The sequence below is a fragment of the Enterobacter sp. 04-C-12-SI-ECC genome (assembly GCF_047530715.1).
In the GTDB taxonomy this organism is placed as follows: Bacteria; Pseudomonadota; Gammaproteobacteria; order Enterobacterales; family Enterobacteriaceae; genus Enterobacter; species Enterobacter bugandensis.
Genome location: NZ_JBLKDI010000002.1, coordinates 21868 through 39890, shown reverse-complemented (window position 1 = coordinate 39890; position 18023 = coordinate 21868). Strand labels below are relative to the sequence as shown.

At 53.3% G+C, this 18023-nt stretch carries 12 protein-coding genes, 1 tRNA gene and 1 pseudogene; 6 read left to right on the top strand and 8 right to left on the bottom strand.

Features of this window, described 5'->3' with window-relative positions; all coding sequences use genetic code 11:
* Nucleotides 1–130 precede the first annotated feature (130 nt).
* Nucleotides 131–1417 carry a hypothetical protein gene (locus ACMWL8_RS03305; RefSeq protein WP_045260380.1) on the top strand — a complete coding sequence of 429 codons (1287 nt, stop codon included), beginning with the start codon at nt 131–133 and terminating at the stop codon, nt 1415–1417.
* A gap of 160 nt (nt 1418–1577) precedes the next feature.
* Here ACMWL8_RS03305 and ACMWL8_RS03300 read toward each other — a convergent pair whose 3' ends face one another.
* The gene (locus tag ACMWL8_RS03300; protein ID WP_045260379.1) at nt 1578–2498 is read right to left on the bottom strand and encodes a LysR family transcriptional regulator; all 921 of its coding nucleotides are present in this window, start codon (nt 2496–2498) and stop codon (nt 1578–1580) included.
* 141 nt (nt 2499–2639) lie between these two features.
* On the opposite strand from ACMWL8_RS03300, the gene ACMWL8_RS03295 reads away from it, so the two are divergent.
* The 5 genes and pseudogenes from ACMWL8_RS03295 (at nt 2640) to ACMWL8_RS03275 (ending at nt 4903) form a co-directional block, all read left to right on the top strand.
* On the top strand, nt 2640–3029 hold the full coding sequence (locus ACMWL8_RS03295; RefSeq protein ID WP_045260378.1) for a RidA family protein: 390 nt from the start codon (nt 2640–2642) through the stop codon (nt 3027–3029).
* A gap of 48 nt (nt 3030–3077) precedes the next feature.
* Nucleotides 3078–3371, top strand: a pseudogene (locus ACMWL8_RS03290) (alcohol dehydrogenase catalytic domain-containing protein); the annotation flags it as partial.
* Nucleotides 3372–3476: 105 nt separating this feature from the next.
* A complete protein-coding gene (locus ACMWL8_RS03285) occupies nt 3477–4037 on the top strand; it encodes a quinone oxidoreductase family protein (protein ID WP_235428251.1) in 561 nt (186 codons plus the stop codon).
* Nucleotides 4038–4312: 275 nt separating this feature from the next.
* Nucleotides 4313–4570 carry an antitoxin gene (locus ACMWL8_RS03280; protein ID WP_045260376.1) on the top strand — a complete coding sequence of 86 codons (258 nt, stop codon included), beginning with the start codon at nt 4313–4315 and terminating at the stop codon, nt 4568–4570.
* Complete coding sequence (locus ACMWL8_RS03275) at nt 4571–4903, top strand: type II toxin-antitoxin system PemK/MazF family toxin (RefSeq protein WP_028013735.1); 333 nt, start codon at nt 4571–4573, stop codon at nt 4901–4903.
* A gap of 235 nt (nt 4904–5138) precedes the next feature.
* Here ACMWL8_RS03275 and ACMWL8_RS03270 read toward each other — a convergent pair whose 3' ends face one another.
* The 7 genes from ACMWL8_RS03270 to ACMWL8_RS03240 all read right to left on the bottom strand — a co-directional run bounded on the left by ACMWL8_RS03270 (nt 5139) and on the right by ACMWL8_RS03240 (nt 17948).
* Nucleotides 5139–9173 carry a hypothetical protein gene (locus ACMWL8_RS03270; RefSeq protein WP_045260375.1) on the bottom strand — a complete coding sequence of 1345 codons (4035 nt, stop codon included), beginning with the start codon at nt 9171–9173 and terminating at the stop codon, nt 5139–5141.
* A 568-nt stretch (nt 9174–9741) separates the two neighbouring features.
* Nucleotides 9742–9817: transfer RNA gene (locus tag ACMWL8_RS03265), tRNA-Asn, on the bottom strand.
* 164 nt (nt 9818–9981) lie between these two features.
* Nucleotides 9982–12171 carry a TonB-dependent siderophore receptor gene (locus tag ACMWL8_RS03260; protein WP_045260374.1) on the bottom strand — a complete coding sequence of 730 codons (2190 nt, stop codon included), beginning with the start codon at nt 12169–12171 and terminating at the stop codon, nt 9982–9984.
* Between the two features lie 26 nt (nt 12172–12197).
* Complete coding sequence (locus ACMWL8_RS03255; protein ID WP_045260373.1) at nt 12198–13523, bottom strand: lysine N(6)-hydroxylase/L-ornithine N(5)-oxygenase family protein; 1326 nt, start codon at nt 13521–13523, stop codon at nt 12198–12200.
* Nucleotides 13520–15262: an IucA/IucC family protein gene (gene iucC / locus ACMWL8_RS03250; protein ID WP_045260372.1), complete on the bottom strand. Its 1743-nt coding sequence runs from the start codon at nt 15260–15262 to the stop codon at nt 13520–13522. Before iucC ends, ACMWL8_RS03255 begins: the two co-directional genes overlap by 4 nt.
* Nucleotides 15259–16206, bottom strand: a complete 948-nt coding sequence (locus tag ACMWL8_RS03245) for a GNAT family N-acetyltransferase (RefSeq protein WP_028013731.1) — start codon at nt 16204–16206, stop codon at nt 15259–15261. The genes iucC and ACMWL8_RS03245 overlap by 4 nt, the downstream gene beginning before the upstream one ends.
* Nucleotides 16206–17948, bottom strand: a complete 1743-nt coding sequence (locus tag ACMWL8_RS03240; protein WP_045260371.1) for an IucA/IucC family protein — start codon at nt 17946–17948, stop codon at nt 16206–16208. Before ACMWL8_RS03240 ends, ACMWL8_RS03245 begins: the two co-directional genes overlap by 1 nt.
* Nucleotides 17949–18023 lie beyond the last annotated feature (75 nt).

Here is an 18023-nt window from a genome sequence, read left to right as displayed (position 1 = left end):
TATGCCCGGTGCGTTAGTATCGCGGCATAAATTTTATGAAGTATGCATGCAGGAATAAATACTGAATATATTGATAGCAAAAGCTTATGCGTGTTAAAAATGGAGGCTACGTCGATGCCGGGAGGGCACAATGGCAAATGTTATTCATGATTTTATTTATGATATCTGCCACTCAGGAAATCTTGAGGCAGCTGTTCAACAATATGCACTCTATTACCACTATCTTGACGATTATACCTTCATTTTTGCAGCGGAGAAAGGTGCGACTCCGGGCTTATCGGTTAAGAGGAACTTCAGCAGTGGTTCTGCCGTGCGTAGCTTATTCAAAACGCCGCATGTGTTTATTCTTACACCAGACATATTCAGAGAAATGTTTATCTCTGGTAACCGCGTTACATTTCCCATCGACTATTCTATCTCGCTCGATACGCAGGTATTAAGTTATCTTAAGCCTTTCTTTGAAGGGCAAAGATCGCGACTTCCCGATGATTTTGAAGAAATTTTTGACTTCATCGCCAGAGAGGAAGTCAATGTTGATCCTTTGCTGTATGAACTCGAAAATCTTTGTAATTTTAGCGATCTCAATAAACAGGAAAAAATCTTCGAACGCATTAGAGCTTATGAGATGTTACGCAACCTGGATGTTGCGGCTTGGCAGCAGCATAGGCAGTTAAAATTTAATGTGTCTGAACAGGAAATTATAGCTAAAACGCAGCAATATATGGCACGTAAAAATTATGAGTTTATAAATAAGTCGCTAATGGAAGAGCTGGCTCGTGACTATAATCGCTTATATGTATATGTGTTAAAAATGTGCGCGATTCACCTGCGGAACCCAAAAACAAGTGCTAAGCAGGTGCAGGAAAAATTACTCGAACTGCTAGAATTTACTCACAATGAAGCCCATTTCTTTGGCATTAGAGAGATTTTGCTCGCTAAGCGTTTTTTTGAAAATGGTTCTAAGGAAGCCTTTTTTCACAAAGTGAACCGTAATACGGCGGGATTTTGGGAGTACGTTAGAGGTATGGCCTGGGATCTTCGCCATCAGCGCTTTCTCGAATTTGTTATTACCTTAAATATTGATAAAAACGCGGCATTCTTTTTTCCCGCAATCTTAACCTGTGATAAAAAATTCATTGAAGTTCTGGATGCTCATAGCGTCAAAGTCATCGTTTTTAATAACAAAACTAAAGAAATTCTTCCATTTTATGATATTGATTTTATTGAAGAGATAGCGTCATGCGGTGAGCGAGTCAAAGAACGATTAACTTTGCTCTCTACCGAAGAATACCAGTTACAACGTCGCCAGTATCAGGAAGGGCCAGACTATCTTCAATCGTTGGTTAAAACACTCGAAGCCGAACTTGAGGGCATTTGCGGTATTGCCTGTGAAAAGAATCCGCTTGGTAACTATTAGTGGGTCACAGATGCAAAAAGCCGGCTTCAAAAGCAGGCTTTTCAAAAATGGCTCCTCTGAATGGGTTCGACTTTGCCAGTAACAGACAAATAAATATTTCCCTTTCTGTCAAAACCGCCTGAATGACCACCAATCGGCGGTGATGAGCGAATAGATGTAGTCACTTAATGGTAGAAGTAGGGACATGCTGCTGCATCAACTCAACGATCCAGTCAATAAAAACGCGCAGTTTAGCGTTGACATGGCGGTTAGGCGGGAATGCCAGGTACAGGGGCATTGGAGCAATACGCCAGCGTTCAAATAGCGGAATCAAGGCACCGCGAGCCTGATGTGCTGCCGCCATATAGACCGGCAGCGCAATCACGCCCAATCCCGCTAGCCCAGCTTCGAGGTAAGCATTGCCATCATCCACAGCAAGCACATAGTTGCCCGTAATTTCAATGCGTTCACTCTCACAGCGCAGTACCAGAGGATCAATCTTACCGGTGCGTGAGGACAAGAATCCCACGATGCGATGGTCCGTGTTTTCCAGCTCTCGCGGATGCGCGGGGGCACCGAGGCGTTCCACATAACTCGGTGCGACGTAAACACCGATTTGCAAATCGCCGACATGGCGCGCGATCAGTGACTGGTCATTGATTTCGCCACCCCGCAGGACGCAATCCACGTTGTCGCCGATCAGATCCACCACCCGGTCACTTACGCCCATGTCAAACTGGATATCAGGGTAGCGCGCGTGAAAAGCCGGTAGCGCGGGCACCAGCACAAGGCGGGCGAGAGGAGTGGGCACATCCACCCTTAGGCGTCCCCTGGGCGTCATCGCCGCACTGGACAGGCTGTTTTCTGCATCTTCCATGTCCGCCAGCAGGCGGATAACGCGCTCGTAGTAGACCGCGCCATCGGGAGTGACGCCGAGCCTGCGGGTGGTGCGATGGAGCAGCTTGACGCGCAGGCGCGCTTCCAGCTGCTGAATAAGCTGCGTCACCGTGGTTTTGCTCATATGGAGCGTTTGGGCAGCCTTTGTGAAGCTGCCTGCCTCCACCACGCGAGCAAAGGCGCGCATCGTATCAAAACGATCCATCCCATGTCCTCTCTTTTCACCGATTGTTTGGATATTACAAACAATGATGGACAAAGTCGCCTGTTTATCCCTCTGCTTCAGCAGCTGTAAAGTCTCTTTACGTTCACCGGGCAGAGTTCGCCCCATTACAAAGGTACACATATGACAACACGCGAAGCCGTTTTTCCCTTCGGACGCCAGGCGCTCTATGAGCGCAATCGCTATTCACCCGCCATCAAATCTGATGGCTTCTTGTTTGTTTCGGGGCAGGTGGGTAGCCGGGAAGATGGTTCGCCTGAAGAGGATATAAAAGCGCAGATCCGTCTGGCGTTTGATAACCTTAATGCTGTTCTCACGGCTGCGGGCTGCACGTTCGATGACGTGGTTGACGTTAACCTTTTTGTTGTCGATCCCGAGTCAAACCTCGACGCTATCTGGAGTGTCCTGCCAGACTATTGGGGGGAAGCACCTTATCCGACGCTGACCGGGATCGGCGTGACGTGGCTGTACGGATTCAAGTTTGAGATAAAGGTGATTGCCAGGCTACCCTGAGCGTTACGGATCTTTCCGACGGTCAAAAGGTAAGTCAGAGGAAAATTTATGAAGGCAGCGGTTTATGACGTGGAAGGCGCTCCCGGCGTCCTGCAATATGTCGATGTTCCGGATCCGGTCGCAGGGCCTGACGATGTCCTGATTTCTGTCGAGGCTATCTCAATTGAAGGGGGAGATCTGATCAACCGACGTTCAACTCCGCCGCCTTTTCCTTCATGGATTGTTGGCTACGCGGCTGCGGGGACGGTGGTTGCCGTCGGGTCGAAAGTCCGTAGCCGCAAGGTTGGAGACAGAGTGACTGCTTTTAGCATGCAGGGATCGCATGCGGAATGTTGGGCTGTGCCTGAGGAACGAACCTGGCTTATACCAGACGGAGTGGATGCAGCAGAAGCGGCGGTGGTACCGATCTCCTTTGGAACCGCATATCACTGCCTCTTCACACGAGGCATGCTCCGGCACGGAGAAACCGTTCTGATTCAGGCAGCAGCGGGTGGCGTGGGGCTCGCGGCCGTTCAGCTTGCCTCACAAGCTGGCGCGACGGTCATTGCCGTGGCAAGCGGAACGCAGCGAAAAAACCGGTTGCTGGAACTGGGGGCCGATCATGTTGTGGATCGTGTAGAGAATTACGTCGTGGAGAGTGTCCGACAGGTCACTCGTGGCACCGGTGTTAACCTCGTCATCGATCCGGTAGGGACGACGTTGCCTGCGTCGCTTTCTGCACTCGCGCCGGAAGGGCGTCTTGTTTTCGTCGGTAATGCGGGCGGTGGCAGCCTGACAGCCGATTTATGGCCGGCAATGCAGTCTAACCAGACGCTCATGGGGGTATTCATGGGCCCCCTTTTTGAAAGGCCCGAGGTTCGGGCAAGCGTGGACGAGATGTTGCAGGCTGTAGCGGCAGGGCGCATCAGGGTTGTCATTGACCGCATCTTCCCCCTGGCTGACGCTGCCGCGGCCCATGAATACGCCGAGACAGCGAAACCGCTTGGCCGCATCGTTATGAAGCCATGAGGGGTTGACCTTAGCCTGGCCCCCACAATGCTCCCGATGCGGAAGCCGCCTCGCATTTCGTTTATCCGATCCGCCATAATCCTTTGAACCGCAAAAACAGTTTTCTATTATCTGCCTTCTTAGTGACGCACTTTGTTCCCACCTGTACTGCCCTTTGATGGATAACAGCTCTCTGCCCACTTAATTACGAAAAGGAAATCACCATGAATCTGATGAATAATTGCGCACCCTCTGCCATGAATGTTATATTAAAATATAATATTTGGAGGTGCGCTATGTATAAAACTCGTCTGAAAAAGGTCGGCGGATCCATCATGCTGGCGGTTCCTCCCGCCGTGCTGAAAACGCTGGAGCTGTCGACGGACAGCGAAGTCGGCATGACCATTAATAATGGCTGCCTGATTATTGAACCCCAGAAGCGGCCTCACTATTCGCTTGAGGAGCTGCTGGCGCAGTGCGATCCGCACGCTGAAATGAGCGAAGAGGATGGGGATTGGATTGATGCGCCTGCAGTAGGGAAGGAGCTCCTGTAAATGGACAGAGGGGAAATCTGGCTTGTTTCACTGGACCCGATTGCTGGCCATGAGCAAAGTGGAAAACGTCCGGTTCTCATCGTATCGAAGGCATCGTTTAACAAGCTGACCCGGCTACCGGTGGTGGTTCCCGTTACCAGCGGCGGAAACTTTGCACGTACAGCGGGTTTCACCGTTTCACTGGAAGGGGCGGGGACAAAAACAATGGGCGTTATTCGCTGCGACCAGCCTAGAACTATTGATATGGCGGCCCGGAACGGCATGCGGCTGGAACGCATACCTGATGCCGTTGTAAATGAAGTGCTTGCCAGGCTGGATGCGATTCTGAGTTAACATCAGAGATGCAGAAAAGCAAAAAGCCTGCTTCAAAAGCAGGCTTTTCGAATTTGGCTCCTGTGACTGGGATCGCCTTTACAAGTAACTGGCTAATAAAAAGCCAAATCTTAATCAGCTACCTGTCAAGACCATCAGAATGACCACTACTTCTTAATAACCTCTTGTGCCGGCGGTAAACGCCTGATCTCACACCTGTGGTGATATCGTATATTTTTATTCGATATAACTTATGTTAGTTTTTACTGCGCCGTGCAACATCTAAAACGAAAACATCAATTAAACCACGGAGATCAGCCTGTAATACTGCTTCAATACTAATTTTAAGCTCCTGAGCGCTTTTAATTCCGTGGGCTTTGCGGCCAGCAACGGTTTCGCTTTCTCCGAACCATATAACAAGAAAGATACCTTGCTGTTCGGCATCTGGGTGAATGGAATAACGGTCATAGAGTTGAGCTGAAGCGGCAGAATATAATTCTCTATGCCACTGCCCTTTGACTTCCGTAACCAGCAACCGCCTTCTTCCACCAATTAATTTAGATGCTGTGAAATCACTCCTGTTTTTCCCTTTCAACTGATGCTCTGGAGTTATAGCGATGCCCTGAGGCTGAAGTCTTAAATTCAGACGTTCTGCAATAATCTCTGTGGATTTTACCTCATCAAGGCGGTCATTTTTCTCATAGAAGCGATCGACGGAGTTAAACTCCCCACCATCAATTGCTTTCTGGAAATCATTAAGCTCCTGAATCACTAACTGACGCAGGCCTTCAACAGTAACGACTGAGTCACAATCTAGGCGTTGGACTATTTCGTTCGGCGTCGGAGGTTCAAAATCCCTGAGCGCTTTTTTTCTGATCTGATCGGCGTTTATGCTTTGCAATTCCTTATGTAGATTGGTGATACGTGGATCATTAAGAAGACGGTTCAGCACCGGTATTGCAATATCGGGTTTGTCCGAGTTAATTGACCAAATCAAATCAGTCAAAAAGCGGTAGGCTTTCTCTTCTTTAGGACTATCACTACCCCAGCTATTAGGAAGATCAACATGCGGCCAGTGTTGAATAAAAGCGTCTAAAATGGCTTCAACCTTCATTGAGGTAAGTTCCGGCCAGGCATGGTACTCACTTCGACTCATGTGCCCGGAACGTTCATAAAAATGCAGTAAATTATTTTTGTCAGATTTTAGCCATGCCCAATAATTATCTGTAATATTCTCCATAAAGTAGAACTCACGTACCATCCAGAATATTCGCTTCCGTTCAATATCCTCATTTTTTGTTGAATTGGGCTGTTCTGACACCATCTCTGAGCATCGCTCTGCAATAATCTCTTTTAAATCTTCACGATCGCCGTATTGAGCAGCAATTTCAAAAAGAGTATCTACAGAGTCAAGGGATAAATCAGTAAAACGACGAAGCCACTCAATGGAAAGTTTGGCCCGTGAATGACTGAAGACCTCTTCTCCACTTAACATCCAAATTTCAGGGTGAGGGCATGGTTGAGCGAGTTGGGGTTCAACATATTGTCGGAGATATTTTTCAGCACTTTCACTATCAGGAAAAATGAGTCGGTCGATTTCAGTTTGTAGCGCATCACGTTCTTCCATCGAAACTGAGTCATATCCCATGTGAATGTTAGTTCTTAACGCTGTAAGCAACCCGATATTAACGCATTCAAGATTACCTTCTGCACGTAGAATCTCCAGACAAGCTGCATATAAGATCGTCTCAGAATGCTTGTATTTAGATTCGCATTGCAGGGCCGCCAGTTCACAAAGTGTGGGAACCTCGGGAGTAATAAAATCCAGGCAATTTCTTAAAGCATTCCGAACCAGTTTTTCGTCACCAAATTCTAATTCAATCCTCTCCGGATGCATGAGTACGAGTTCTGCAAAACGCAACAGACATTGCCAGTGACGACCGCTCTCAACAATATCTCTGTTTTCCTTAACAAATTTTATATTTTTGGCATGAATTTCTCGTTGTCTTTTGTCATGGCGTTTGCTGCTTCGGCTATGTCTGAATTTCCATAACTGGTTCTCCTGCTCGGATAATTTCATTGCATTGTTGTATCGAGCCCATTCGCGCATAAATGCGGGTTTGGAAAGGGCGTGCTGACGCATTTGCGTCCTCAAATCATCAGTACCTTGGTCTTCCTTGTTTTTGTAACGTTGATGGTTGACAAGGAAACTCGCCCACAGGTCAACGTTATCTGTTTTAAACGCCAGATTGAGGATGAATTTATAGTCATTCCTCCATAAATGAAGGCCTGAATGTGAATGCAGGTTTCCGTCGAATTTCCATACTCTTATGTTAAATATCGTGTTACGATCCGTTAAAGGCCCAAATACATAGGTAATGATCCCCTGGCGAAGCGTTTCATTTTCCCGAAGCACCTGTACCGATTTGCTTTGATCAGGTTGGCATTGATGATGAAAATTGAGATTACCTATCCATTGCCAGATCCTCACAGGGTCAAACGGTGCTTGAGTTAGTTCAAAATAGCGATCGACCATTGAACCTACGATCTTGCTTATTCCATTGCGACAATCACACTCATAGGATTTTTTCCCACAATGGCAATGAAGATTATGGGTTAATTCGTCCAGAAGAAGTTCAAGAGTGTGCTGTGAAAAACAGGAGATTAACTTCTTAATAAAATAACGAGCCCCTACCACTCTTTCAAAGTGTGCTTTGTGACCGGGATAGAGGTTCGCACAGACACGGAAGAATCCAGAGAGATATGTGTGGTCAAATTTTTCTGGCCCTGTGGCTTTAATGATATTGGCAGCAATATTGAGTGAAATATGACTGGCTTCGAAAATCAATACGGCTAAAGCGCCAATGAAATCGTATTCTTTGACATTGAGTAAGCATTTGCTTGCTAATGTACGAATATGTTCAGACTCGTTTGTGTTTAACGTAAGCTGGCTCAGTTCAGGAACCAACTGACTGTTTACCGGAGAGCCTGCTAGAAGCTCTAAAATTAAATTACGTAAATGACCATTATTACCCATCGTTAATAGAGGCTTTATTTCTTCAACAACATCTTGCGTGAAAAAACCAGCCGCGCTGAACCGGCGCCAGAAATCGCTCCGACGAAAGTAAGGGTCAGCGGCTTCAATCTCTTTGAGTCGATGAAGAAGTTGTCGTTTCGACGAGCGTTCAAGCTGCGATGGATCGCCGTTTGCGAGCACCGCATAGGCGTCAAGATCAATAATGGATTCCTGTACCGACCTGTTGCCTAGTGCCGCCATCCACCCGAGCAGACCTCTCAACTCATCTCTGGCAGTACCATTCGGTGCAATAATAGGCAAGCACTTTGCTAAAGTGAGAACATCTACAGGGTCGGCTATTCGTTTAATCAGATAATCCGCTGCGCAATATTCAGCGACGATCTTGTGGACCGGACGGTGCTGGTCTTCATTATCCCCAGGTTTGAAAAGCTGAGTGGACAATATGTCGTAACAGGCAGTACTGCCACTAAACAACGCTGGCAACGTGGGATACATCCGGTTTGCAGTCGCATCGGTGGTACAGATTCCTTCTGCGCCCGACAATAGAAGTTTGGTATAAACCTCGGCAGAAAATGAAATCTTCTGTGCAACTGAAAGAGATACAGAGGCTTTCGGGATATCTGGGTTGATTTCTTTAGCCAGTCGTTCTACCGCTAAAGCAAAGATTGAACGTTTGTCAGCAAATTGCCTGCCACTTTCTAAATAGGCATCGATGAACATTTTCAGAAACTGAGGGTTTGGTAACAACATTTCTAAACTAAACCGTGTTACTTCGGTCTGGAATGCAAAGAAGTCTTCTTCTGGCGCATGGTGTTTAAAGATGGCGTGTTGTTCGTCTTGATCGAACTCTCTCAGCCTCACAACCATCGGGGGGAAACCAAGAAATTTTTCAAAAATACCGGTAGACGCCTGTCCCCATTCGCTTGACCTGCTTGACATGACTACGCGAGTCGGCTTTGATGTTCTGGTATGCGCAAGAAGTTTATGAATACCTGATTGATCGATCCTGGCGACTTCATCAACGGCGTCAATTATCAGCGGGCTATTTTCTTTATCTGCTCCCACGTAGGCAAATACACTGGCATTTAAGACTGAAGTGTTCAATTTCTGAGCAAGGCTCTTCATCACCTCCGTTTTTCCACCGCCGGGCTCTGCTAACACAACAATGTGCGTTGATGCAGCCAACAACTCTGTCTCTGTGTACGTCCTGTCACCGTGCGTAAAATTACGTTCAAGATAGAAGGTTGAATTCATAGTTACAAAATACTTCGTGTTGAATAGCCAAAATATTCCAGCTGAAAGGAAAGCTGTACCTGAATTTTCTTGCTTATATCAGAGATAGTACGGCATTTTTTCTTTATTTGGGGGCTGTTTCATTAACTGCAGGACACATTATACAGCTTATTGACGTTCATCACATTTCACAATAGCGATATACAGGGTTACAGATATTAAACCTTTCCTGGTATGGAGGTCTTGTCCGCAGAGTTTTTATTTTCTGTGATCTGCTTCCAGAACCCTACACTTGCTGCTATTGTCTAATTGCGACACTATTTAGCCAGTTCGCCCTGCTACTCTTTGTTGTTCCCGTCACCAGCGGTGGATACATGAGTTTTGCCGTATGCAAGAACAAAAAACGGGCGCTATTCGCTGTGATCAGCCCTGAACCACTGATAGGAAGCTTTGAACAACGGATACCTAATGCTATCGGAATGAAGTTATGGTCATATAGCAAGCCATCCTGAACCGATGCTTAGGATGCGATTAAAAGACGCTAAAACAAAAAGCCCGCTCAAGTTTCCCTAAGCAGGCTTTTCAAATTTGGCTCCTCTGACTGGACTCGAACCAGTGACATACGGATTAACAGTCCGCCGTTCTACCGACTGAACTACAGAGGAATCGTGTGAACGAGGCGCATATTATCGACCTCGGTACGCCTTGTCAAAGGGTGAAAACGCGCTTTTTGTTCGTTTGCCGACTATTTCAGCAAATCGCTGATTTTATAGCAAATTCGCGTTGAAATTACACAACGAAATGCGCCGCCCGCAGGCGGCGCGGAGGATCAGAACAGCACGGAGTAGTTCAGACCAAACGTACGTCCGCGGCCTTTATAGGTGTACAGGCCCGGTGCACCGTAGGTTGGGCTATACAGCCCCGGCGCGCGCTGGCCCCAGGCGGTGGTGTAGTCTTTGTCCAGCAGGTTTTCCACGCTGAAGCTGACTTTCCCCACCGGCAGGGCGTAGCTGCCCAGGAAATCGACCGTGTTATAGCCATCGATCTTCTTGCCGTCAGCGTCAGACACGTCAAAGGTCTGCGTGCTCTGCACGCGCAGGGTCCAGTCGCCCGGCGCCCAGTTGACCCATGCGCTGGCTTTCGACGGGCTGGCGCTGTCGACCGTCAGCTTCTCCCACTTACCGTTTTCGCGGGTTTCAGACTTGATGGCGTTAAAGTTCGCGCCGGTGCTCCAGTCGCTGTCGGTGAAGAAATAGTCCACCTGGCCTTCAATCCCGTAGATACGACGCTTGTCGTCTTCCAGGTTGATGGTCATATCCGTCTTGTTGATGGTGATGGTTTTATCCGAGAGCGAGTAATACGCCGCTACCTGCGTGCGCAGGTTGTCACCAGTGTAGCGCCAGCCCAGCTCGTAGGCATTGACCTTGATGCCGTCGAGCGTTGAGTCGTTGACGTTCACGCTGTTCAGCAGGCGATAGTGGCCGTTGCTGAGTTGGTAGGTGCCGGAGCCGTAGTACTTCGCCAGGTCAGGAATTTCAAAGCCCTGGGAGAAGTTAAACCACAGCTGCTGCTGTTCGGTCAGACGACCGAGGATCCCGGCGTTAAACAGGAAGTTGTTGTAATCGGTTTTCCCGCCCGGCACCGCGTCGGCGGAGGTGGCTTTCCCGGTGGCGATGGCTTGCTGCTGGGCGTAGCCAACAAAATCATCCACCTTGTTTTCGGTGTACTGGTAGCGCACGCCGCCGCTCAGGGTGATGGCGTCAATGTCATAGCTCGCCTGCAGGAACGGAGCGAGGTTGGTGATGCTGTAGCCCGGATAACGGCCCACGTTGTAGGCGTTGTCCAGTTCCATGCCGCCGCTCGCCGCCGCTTTGCTCAGGTCAAAGAACTGCTGGTTGGCATCGAACGTTTCGTGGTCGGCATCGACACCCCAGGTCAGCGTCAAATCGTCCACTGGCTTGCTGTTCAGCGTCAGCTTGCCGCCGTAAAAATCGGTTTTCTGCTGCGACGCGCCGATGCTGCTCACCACGCCTTTGGTCAGGGTCGGGAACGGGTAGTAGGTCAGGCTCTCGTCACGGTAGTAAATCTGCGCGACCAGATCCTGGCCCCAGAAATCAGTATTGGAGTACTGCAGGTTAATCAGATGGCGCTCGGTGCCCGGCACGCGGTCAGAGTCGAGATTATCCTTGTTGTACGCGGTGGCATCGCCCGTTACCGCCGAGAAGTTCTTCCCGAGATACAGCCCATGCTTGCCGTCGGACTCGCTCTTGTAGTACTGGGTAGTGAGCTGCAGCTGCTGGTGATCGTCGATGTTGAGGGTGCCTGTTCCCATCACATCAATACGGTCGGAATACTGGAGGCCGGTCTGGGTGTTATCGATGATCACCTCATCGCCGTTGCCGTCATACCAGCCGCCGTAGCGCTGATACGACACCGACAGACGGCCGGAGGCGTTGTCGTTGCCGCCGCTGACCGCAGCCGACACGTTCTCATCGTGGTCATTGTGGCTGTTAAACCCGCTTTTTGCTCCGGTCTGGAACTCAACTTCGGTCTCCGGCTGGCCCTTTTTGGTGACGATGTTCACCAGGCCGCCGGTGCTGCCGCCGCCGTACAGTGACGTGGCGCCGGAGATGACTTCGATGCGGTCAATGTTGAACGGGTCGATGGAGTCGAGCTGGCGGCTGTCGCTGCGGGACGAGTTCAGGCGCACGCCGTCCACCATCACCATCATGGAGCGGCCGCGCAGGTTCATGCCGTAGTTGGTACGCCCCTGGCTGCTGACATCCATACCCGGGATCAGCTGCGCCAGCACTTCTTTAATCTCTTTCCCGCCCTGAACCTGCTGCTCGATCTCAGAGCGTTCAATGACCCAGGTGGTCTGCGCCATCTCGGCCACGCTGCGGTGCGCGCGGCTGGCAGAGACCACGATATTTTCTTCCTTTTGTTCTTCCGCCCACGCAGAGGTAGAAAGCATTGCAAGCAAGCAAGGATTTAAAACCCAAAGATGAGAACGTTTCATTGTTATGTTGATCCTGATTGTGTGTGTCAGTACTCAGTGGTTTTTGCTAACGATTTAAAAACCTGGCTGCTCTCCGGGCTGGTGGTGCTCCGCCAGTGGATAACGCCAGGGGTGGTGGCCAGTTCAAACGGCTCGTCGGCATGTGCGCGATTCAGAATTCGCGCCGCGCGCCAGGCCATCAGGCTGAGCTGGGGTTCGGCAATGCCGAGACGGTGCATCCCGGCGTTCACGGCGAACAGGCGGTTGCTCTGCGGACCGTCCCATTCGAGGGTGAAATCGTTGTTAATGCAGAACGCTTCGTCCGCATCCAGATGCAGGCGGTGAGACAGCGGCGCGAGGAACGCGGGCTGCACGGCGCGGTAGCCGGTGGCGAAAATCACCACGTCGCTCTCCAGCTGCTCGTGGCCGCCGTCGAGGTGATGCTGAATGCTCAGGCGATGTCTGGTTTCCTGACGCGTCAGGGCCGTCACCGAGCGGGACGGCATCAGGTGTGCCCAGGGTTTTTCACGCAGCACTTCGAAGCGGTGATACATGGCGCGGTAAATCGCCAGCAGGGACTCGGTGGTGATGCCGTCGGAGGTCATCTTCTGCTCGTGCAGCATCTGACGACGCGACTCTTCACCGAGCGTGGAGAAGCTGTCCACATACTCCGGCGTGAAATACTCGTTAGCAAAGGCGGCTTCATCCAGCGCGTTGTAGTTGTTGCGGCGCGAGACCCAGTTCAGGCTCAGCGGCTGGCCCCATTCGCCGCGGAAAATATTCAGGAACAGGTCGGCGCCGCTCTGGCCGCCGCCGACGACGGTAACGCGTTTGCCCGTAAGGTCCGGCGTGCGCAGCATCATCTCGCTGGCGTGGAAGCAGGTATCGTCCTGCGCAGTGACGCAGTCAGGCAGGTTGATCTGTTTGCCAATCCCCACACAGACGTGGCGCGCCAGGAAGCGGTCGCGCTGGGTCACCACCTCAAACAGGCCGCGTTGCTCATCAAAGCTCACCTGCTGCACCTGCTGGCTGAAGGCGAGGTTGGTGAGGTTGTCCGCCGCCCAGCACAGGTAGTCGGCAAACTCTTCGCGGGAAACCGTGCGCTGCTCGGTGGTCAGGAAGCGGTAGAACTTTTTGCGCTGCACCAGGTAGTTCAGAAAGCTGTGGCGGTTGGTCGGCTCCACGGCGCTGACCAGATCCTTCAGGAAACTGGTCTGCATGTGGCAGTCCGGCACCATCATGCCCGGGTGCCATGAGAAGTGCGGTTTACGCTCAAGGAACAGCGAGCTAAAGCCGTCCAGACCTTCTGCGAGGGCGGCGACGCTGAGGTTAAACGGGCCAATACCAATGCCGATGAAATCATAGGTTTTCATTGCGCGGACTCCCGGGAGGCCAGAAAAAGAGGGTTATCAAGATCGGTAACGTAGTTCGGCAGCATGCGGCTGCCGCCGTCGTGTTCGGAGAAGGTCAGTTTGACCGGGTTAAGGATCACGCGAATAATCTGCGGCTTAAACAGATCGAATTTCGCAAAGCGCTCCGCAAGCTCCGGATGCGCGGCCATATAGCGGTGCAGCACCCCGGCGAGGATCTGATAGAAACGCGTTTCGCTGACGCCGCTTTGCAGCGTGAGGCGTGAAATAAAGCGCAGCACCGTCACAAAGTTGCCGGTTTGCAGGTCGTGGATGATGTAATCCACGCTCAGGCGCGCCGTCACCGCTTTTACCTGCTCCGGCAGGCTCTGCGCCTGCGGGAAATCCTCGTCCACCAGGCGCATATCGCCCTGGAAATCCTTCAGCAGGATGCGCTGCGGGACGTAGTCCTTCATCACCAGCGTCACGTTCTGGCCGTGGGCAATCAGCGCCACGCCGTAGCGGCAGAGCAGGTGGTAGAACGGGATCACCGTTGCCTCGAACAGCTTTTCCAGCCACGCTTCGGCGGTTAACCCCGAGCGCGTGATCCACGCGTCGATCAGCGGACGTCCGGCGTTGTCAGTTTCCATTAGCGCCGCCATCAGCACCGCCTGTTCGCCGTCCTGTAAATAGCAGGATGGGTTCTCGCGCCAGATCACGCCCAGCATCTCCTGGTAGCGGTAGGGCGCTTTCGGCAGCGCCGCGTAGCCCGGATGCGACAGATACCCGGCGGCGGGTTCGCCCAGCACCTGCGCGCCAGAGCGGATCAGCGTGGCGTCAGCGGCGAACTGCTGCTGCAGCCAGCGCGAGGCCAGAGGACCGGCGGCAATGTACTTGCCCGGAATGCCGCGATAGCAGGAGGTGTTGTAGATGGTCAGCGGCAGCTTGATGTCATACGGCGCGCGGCGGCTGGCGTTGGTGAGCGTGCGCAGGGACTGCTGGGCCAGGTACTCATCGCCAAACTCGCCCAGCTCTACCATTTCACCGCGCGCCAGCTGCGCAAGGAAATGAATGGCAATTTTTTGCTGCCACTGCCACGGGTGCAGCGGCACGGGCAGCCAGCCGTCGTCGAGACCCAGCGCTTGCCAGCGAGCGTCAAACCGGGCGCGCTCGGCATCATCCATGGTGCTGGCCAGCAGAGCGTGAATGTCGCAATCGGTGTCGCTGCTCCAGACCAGATGTTCACGCTGGACGGCGACCCAGTGCAGGCGGAAGCGCCCGCAGTATTCCGGCGCGTACTGGCGCAGCGCGTCCAGACCCCAGCCGCGGCGGCCTTTGTTGAAAATAAACTTCGGGTGGCCGCTCATCAGACACTGTAATTCGTCCGGGTCGAGGTGGATCAGCGCGTCCGCGTCCAGCGCTTCACGCGCCTGCAGCAGCTGCATGTCGCCGCGCAGCGTGGCGTAGAGATCTTCCATGTGCTCCGCCGTTTGCGCGTCGCTCATCTCCAGCACCGTCGCCAGCTGCAGCAGCGCGCTTTCCGCTTCCACGGCGGCGCCGCTGGCGGTGGTCAGGCTGTCCGGATCGATATGCAGCCAGCCCCAGATCCCGCGCGCGGCGCGAAACTGCCAGGACTCGTTGCCCATGGCGATGCGCCAGCCGTCCGATGAAACCGGCTCAGCGCGCAGGGTGCGTTCGTATTCCAGCTCCGCGAGGATCTTCGCCACCATCTCGCGGTTCACTTTCTGCCAGAGCGCGTTCACAGGCCCACCTCGCTGAAGAAGCGGTGACGCTGGCTCATGATGAGGCGCGAGCGCTTGTGCGGGAAGTCGAACTCTTTCACCGTGTCGAAACCGGCGGAGGCCAGATGGCGGAACAGGCGCTGGTTGTCGAAGCGCGGCTCGGCCACGATGCGCGCGGTGCGCGGTTCATCGAGATACAGATAGTGGCTCAGGCCGCGCAGCCAGCTGCGGATATACTGCGCGCCGCGCCAGTTTTCTTCGCCCACCAGCATGTGCAGCCCGCGGTCAAACGGCTGCCAGCGGTAGTGGCGGCCAATGCGGTCTTCTGCCGCCCAGTAGAGTTCAAAATAGCCAAAGGGCTGGTCGTCGAAGCAGCCGATAACCGGGTAGCAGTAGGTCGAGTCAAGCTGGCGGCGCAGGTAGTTTTCCTGCTCGGCCTGCGGGCCCGCCATCTCCCAGAAGGCGTTCACGCGCGGGTTATTCATCCATTGAGTGAAACGCTCGCCGTCCAGCGCCACGTCCGCCACGCGGAAGCTCAAAGTGCGCTTGATTTGCGGATCGTAACGGCGATATACCTCGCCCTGCGGGCGACGAGGACGCAGCGGGAAGTACAGCTGACGGCTCTCATCAAACTGCATCCCGCCGCTTGCCTGCGGACGTTCGCCTTGCAGCCACAGCGGCAGCTGCCAGAAGGTTTCTCGCGCCAGATAATCCCCGTGGGCCTGGCTAAACAGCGCCTGCGCCTGGGGTTCATCCTGCCAGTCCGCCCACGGCAGGGTAATGCCGGTCAGGGCGGGCGCGGCCACAAACAGCTGATCGAGGGCTTCCACCAGCCAGCCGGCCGGGATCCCGGTCAGACGCTCCAGCACCGCGCTGCCGTCAAGACCCAGCGTCAGCGGCAGGTTTTGTTCCGTTGCGGTGCAGCGAAAGCCGTAGCCGGAATGGACGATATTCGCGATGGCCATCACGCCTTCTCCTTGTAAAACGGGTTGCTAAAGTCGAAATAGATCACCGCCGGATCGACGATGGTGTTCTCATTGCGATCGTGCAGGTAGCAGAAGAAGTTGCCTTTGCAGTTCCAGGTCGGGCTGTCGAGCACGTAGTCGAGGCAGCGGGTCTGCTTCGCCGTCGTGCGCAGCCCGGCCAGCGCGTCACGCACGCGGGACATCAGGTGCTCTTCGCTGTCGAAACCGGCGGCGGCGAGAGCGGCGGTGACCGCAAGGGTGGAGTTCAGCAGCAGGTAATAAGGGAAGTAGCGTAGCAGCTGGCTTTCACCGAAGCGGTTTTCCACGTCGGTTTCGCCCGCCTCTTTCAGCCACGCGTCGGCCCCTTCGGTCCAGGCGCTGCCCTGGCAGTCGCGGTAGATCAGCCCGACGGGGAAATCCTGCTGCATCTCAACGAGGATATTTTGCTGGTGCGCCAGCAGCACCAGACCGTAGTCCGCCTCGGCGCTGAACAGCGGAAGCAACACGCGGTCGCAGTAGGCGTCCAGCCAGCAGCGGGCGGCCTGGGCGAGCGGTAAATCCAGACGCTGGCTAAGACGGCGTACCGCTGCGGCCAGCAGGCTGTCGCCGCCGTCAGGCGCGGCCTGCGTCAGGCTGACCAGCACGTTGGTCTGGGTGTCTGGCGTGTCAAACAGCAGGTTAACGCGCAGGGCCATCAGGCTCTCTTCCTGAATGACGCCGCTTTCATCACGCAGTCCCGCCCAGCCGTCTTCCTGCATCACGCGCATGGTCGGGTAGCGGGCCTGTAAATCTTGCCAGCGTTCTGTTTTCGCCAGCCGCGCCAGGCGCATACCGCGCTTAACCTCTTTGACCGACAGCGTGCGCACGGAGTTGGTCAGGCGCACGCTGAGGGAGAATTTAATCATGTCGCTGTTGGTTTCGCTGTACAACGAGCGTGAGGAGCTGGTGGGCAGCCACTGTGCGCCCGCTTCACCCAGGTCCTGTAATGAACCGTTTGCCGCCAGACGCTGACACCAGTCCTGCTCCAGCAGATAGTCGGCCTGCCACGGATGCATCGGCAGCAGCCAGCGGGTGTCGGTGAAGTGGCCGAGCAGATCGGGCGCGCTCTGGGCGGCGAAGCGCAGCAGATGCTCGCGCAGGGAGACGTTCAGGCTGTCGCCGGCAACGAGCGTGCTCTCAACGGCAAACCAGCGCAGCGGGAAGCGAGAGCCGAAATCCGGCAGATACCGGCGCGCCTCGGTTTCGTTGAATGGCTCGTGGGATTTTGGCGCAGGGTGAAACGCGTGGCCCACCAGCAGCGCCTGTTCCGCTTCGGCAAACGTCAGCGGCTTGTCGCGCAACGTTGCCCAGCCGTGGCGCAAATCAATCGCCTGCCAGGTATGGGTATGACTTTCCAGCGCGCGCTGTTTAAAACGCGTCAGCGTATCGGCATCCAGTGAGCCTTTTACTGAGGGTTTTTCAAGAATTAAATCAATCAGTTGAGTGAAAGTGACGGCGTCACCGCTGTCGCTATCGCTCTGAATAAGCGTTGCCGGGAAACGGTACTGATGGTGCTGGGTTGGGGAGAAATAGCGTACCGGAACCCGAAGGGCCTGGGAGGAAGAGAGTGGAATATGAATGTGCGCTAACTCATCCGCTGCGGCTGCAGGGAGATAGCGCCAGTCCTTCGTTTCGCGTAACAGGGCGTTTAAAAAACACTGGGCTGCAACGTCTGTACCGGCAGAGCGGGGCAGAGCACGCATAGATGTACCTCATTCCATGACTGATAATAATTCTCGTTATGATATTCATTCTGTTTACAGTGGCAACTATTTTTG

Coding starts and splice junctions, on each gene's coding strand:
- ACMWL8_RS03305 (WP_045260380.1), top strand. CDS start 131: ATGGCAAATGTTATTCATGATTTTATTTATGATATCTGCCACTCAGGA.
- ACMWL8_RS03300 (WP_045260379.1), bottom strand. CDS start 2,498: ATGGATCGTTTTGATACGATGCGCGCCTTTGCTCGCGTGGTGGAGGCA.
- ACMWL8_RS03295 (WP_045260378.1), top strand. CDS start 2,640: ATGACAACACGCGAAGCCGTTTTTCCCTTCGGACGCCAGGCGCTCTAT.
- ACMWL8_RS03285 (WP_235428251.1), top strand. CDS start 3,477: ATGCTCCGGCACGGAGAAACCGTTCTGATTCAGGCAGCAGCGGGTGGC.
- ACMWL8_RS03280 (WP_045260376.1), top strand. CDS start 4,313: ATGTATAAAACTCGTCTGAAAAAGGTCGGCGGATCCATCATGCTGGCG.
- ACMWL8_RS03275 (WP_028013735.1), top strand. CDS start 4,571: ATGGACAGAGGGGAAATCTGGCTTGTTTCACTGGACCCGATTGCTGGC.
- ACMWL8_RS03270 (WP_045260375.1), bottom strand. CDS start 9,173: ATGAATTCAACCTTCTATCTTGAACGTAATTTTACGCACGGTGACAGG.
- ACMWL8_RS03260 (WP_045260374.1), bottom strand. CDS start 12,171: ATGAAACGTTCTCATCTTTGGGTTTTAAATCCTTGCTTGCTTGCAATG.
- ACMWL8_RS03255 (WP_045260373.1), bottom strand. CDS start 13,523: ATGAAAACCTATGATTTCATCGGCATTGGTATTGGCCCGTTTAACCTC.
- ACMWL8_RS03245 (WP_028013731.1), bottom strand. CDS start 16,206: ATGGCCATCGCGAATATCGTCCATTCCGGCTACGGCTTTCGCTGCACC.
- ACMWL8_RS03240 (WP_045260371.1), bottom strand. CDS start 17,948: ATGCGTGCTCTGCCCCGCTCTGCCGGTACAGACGTTGCAGCCCAGTGT.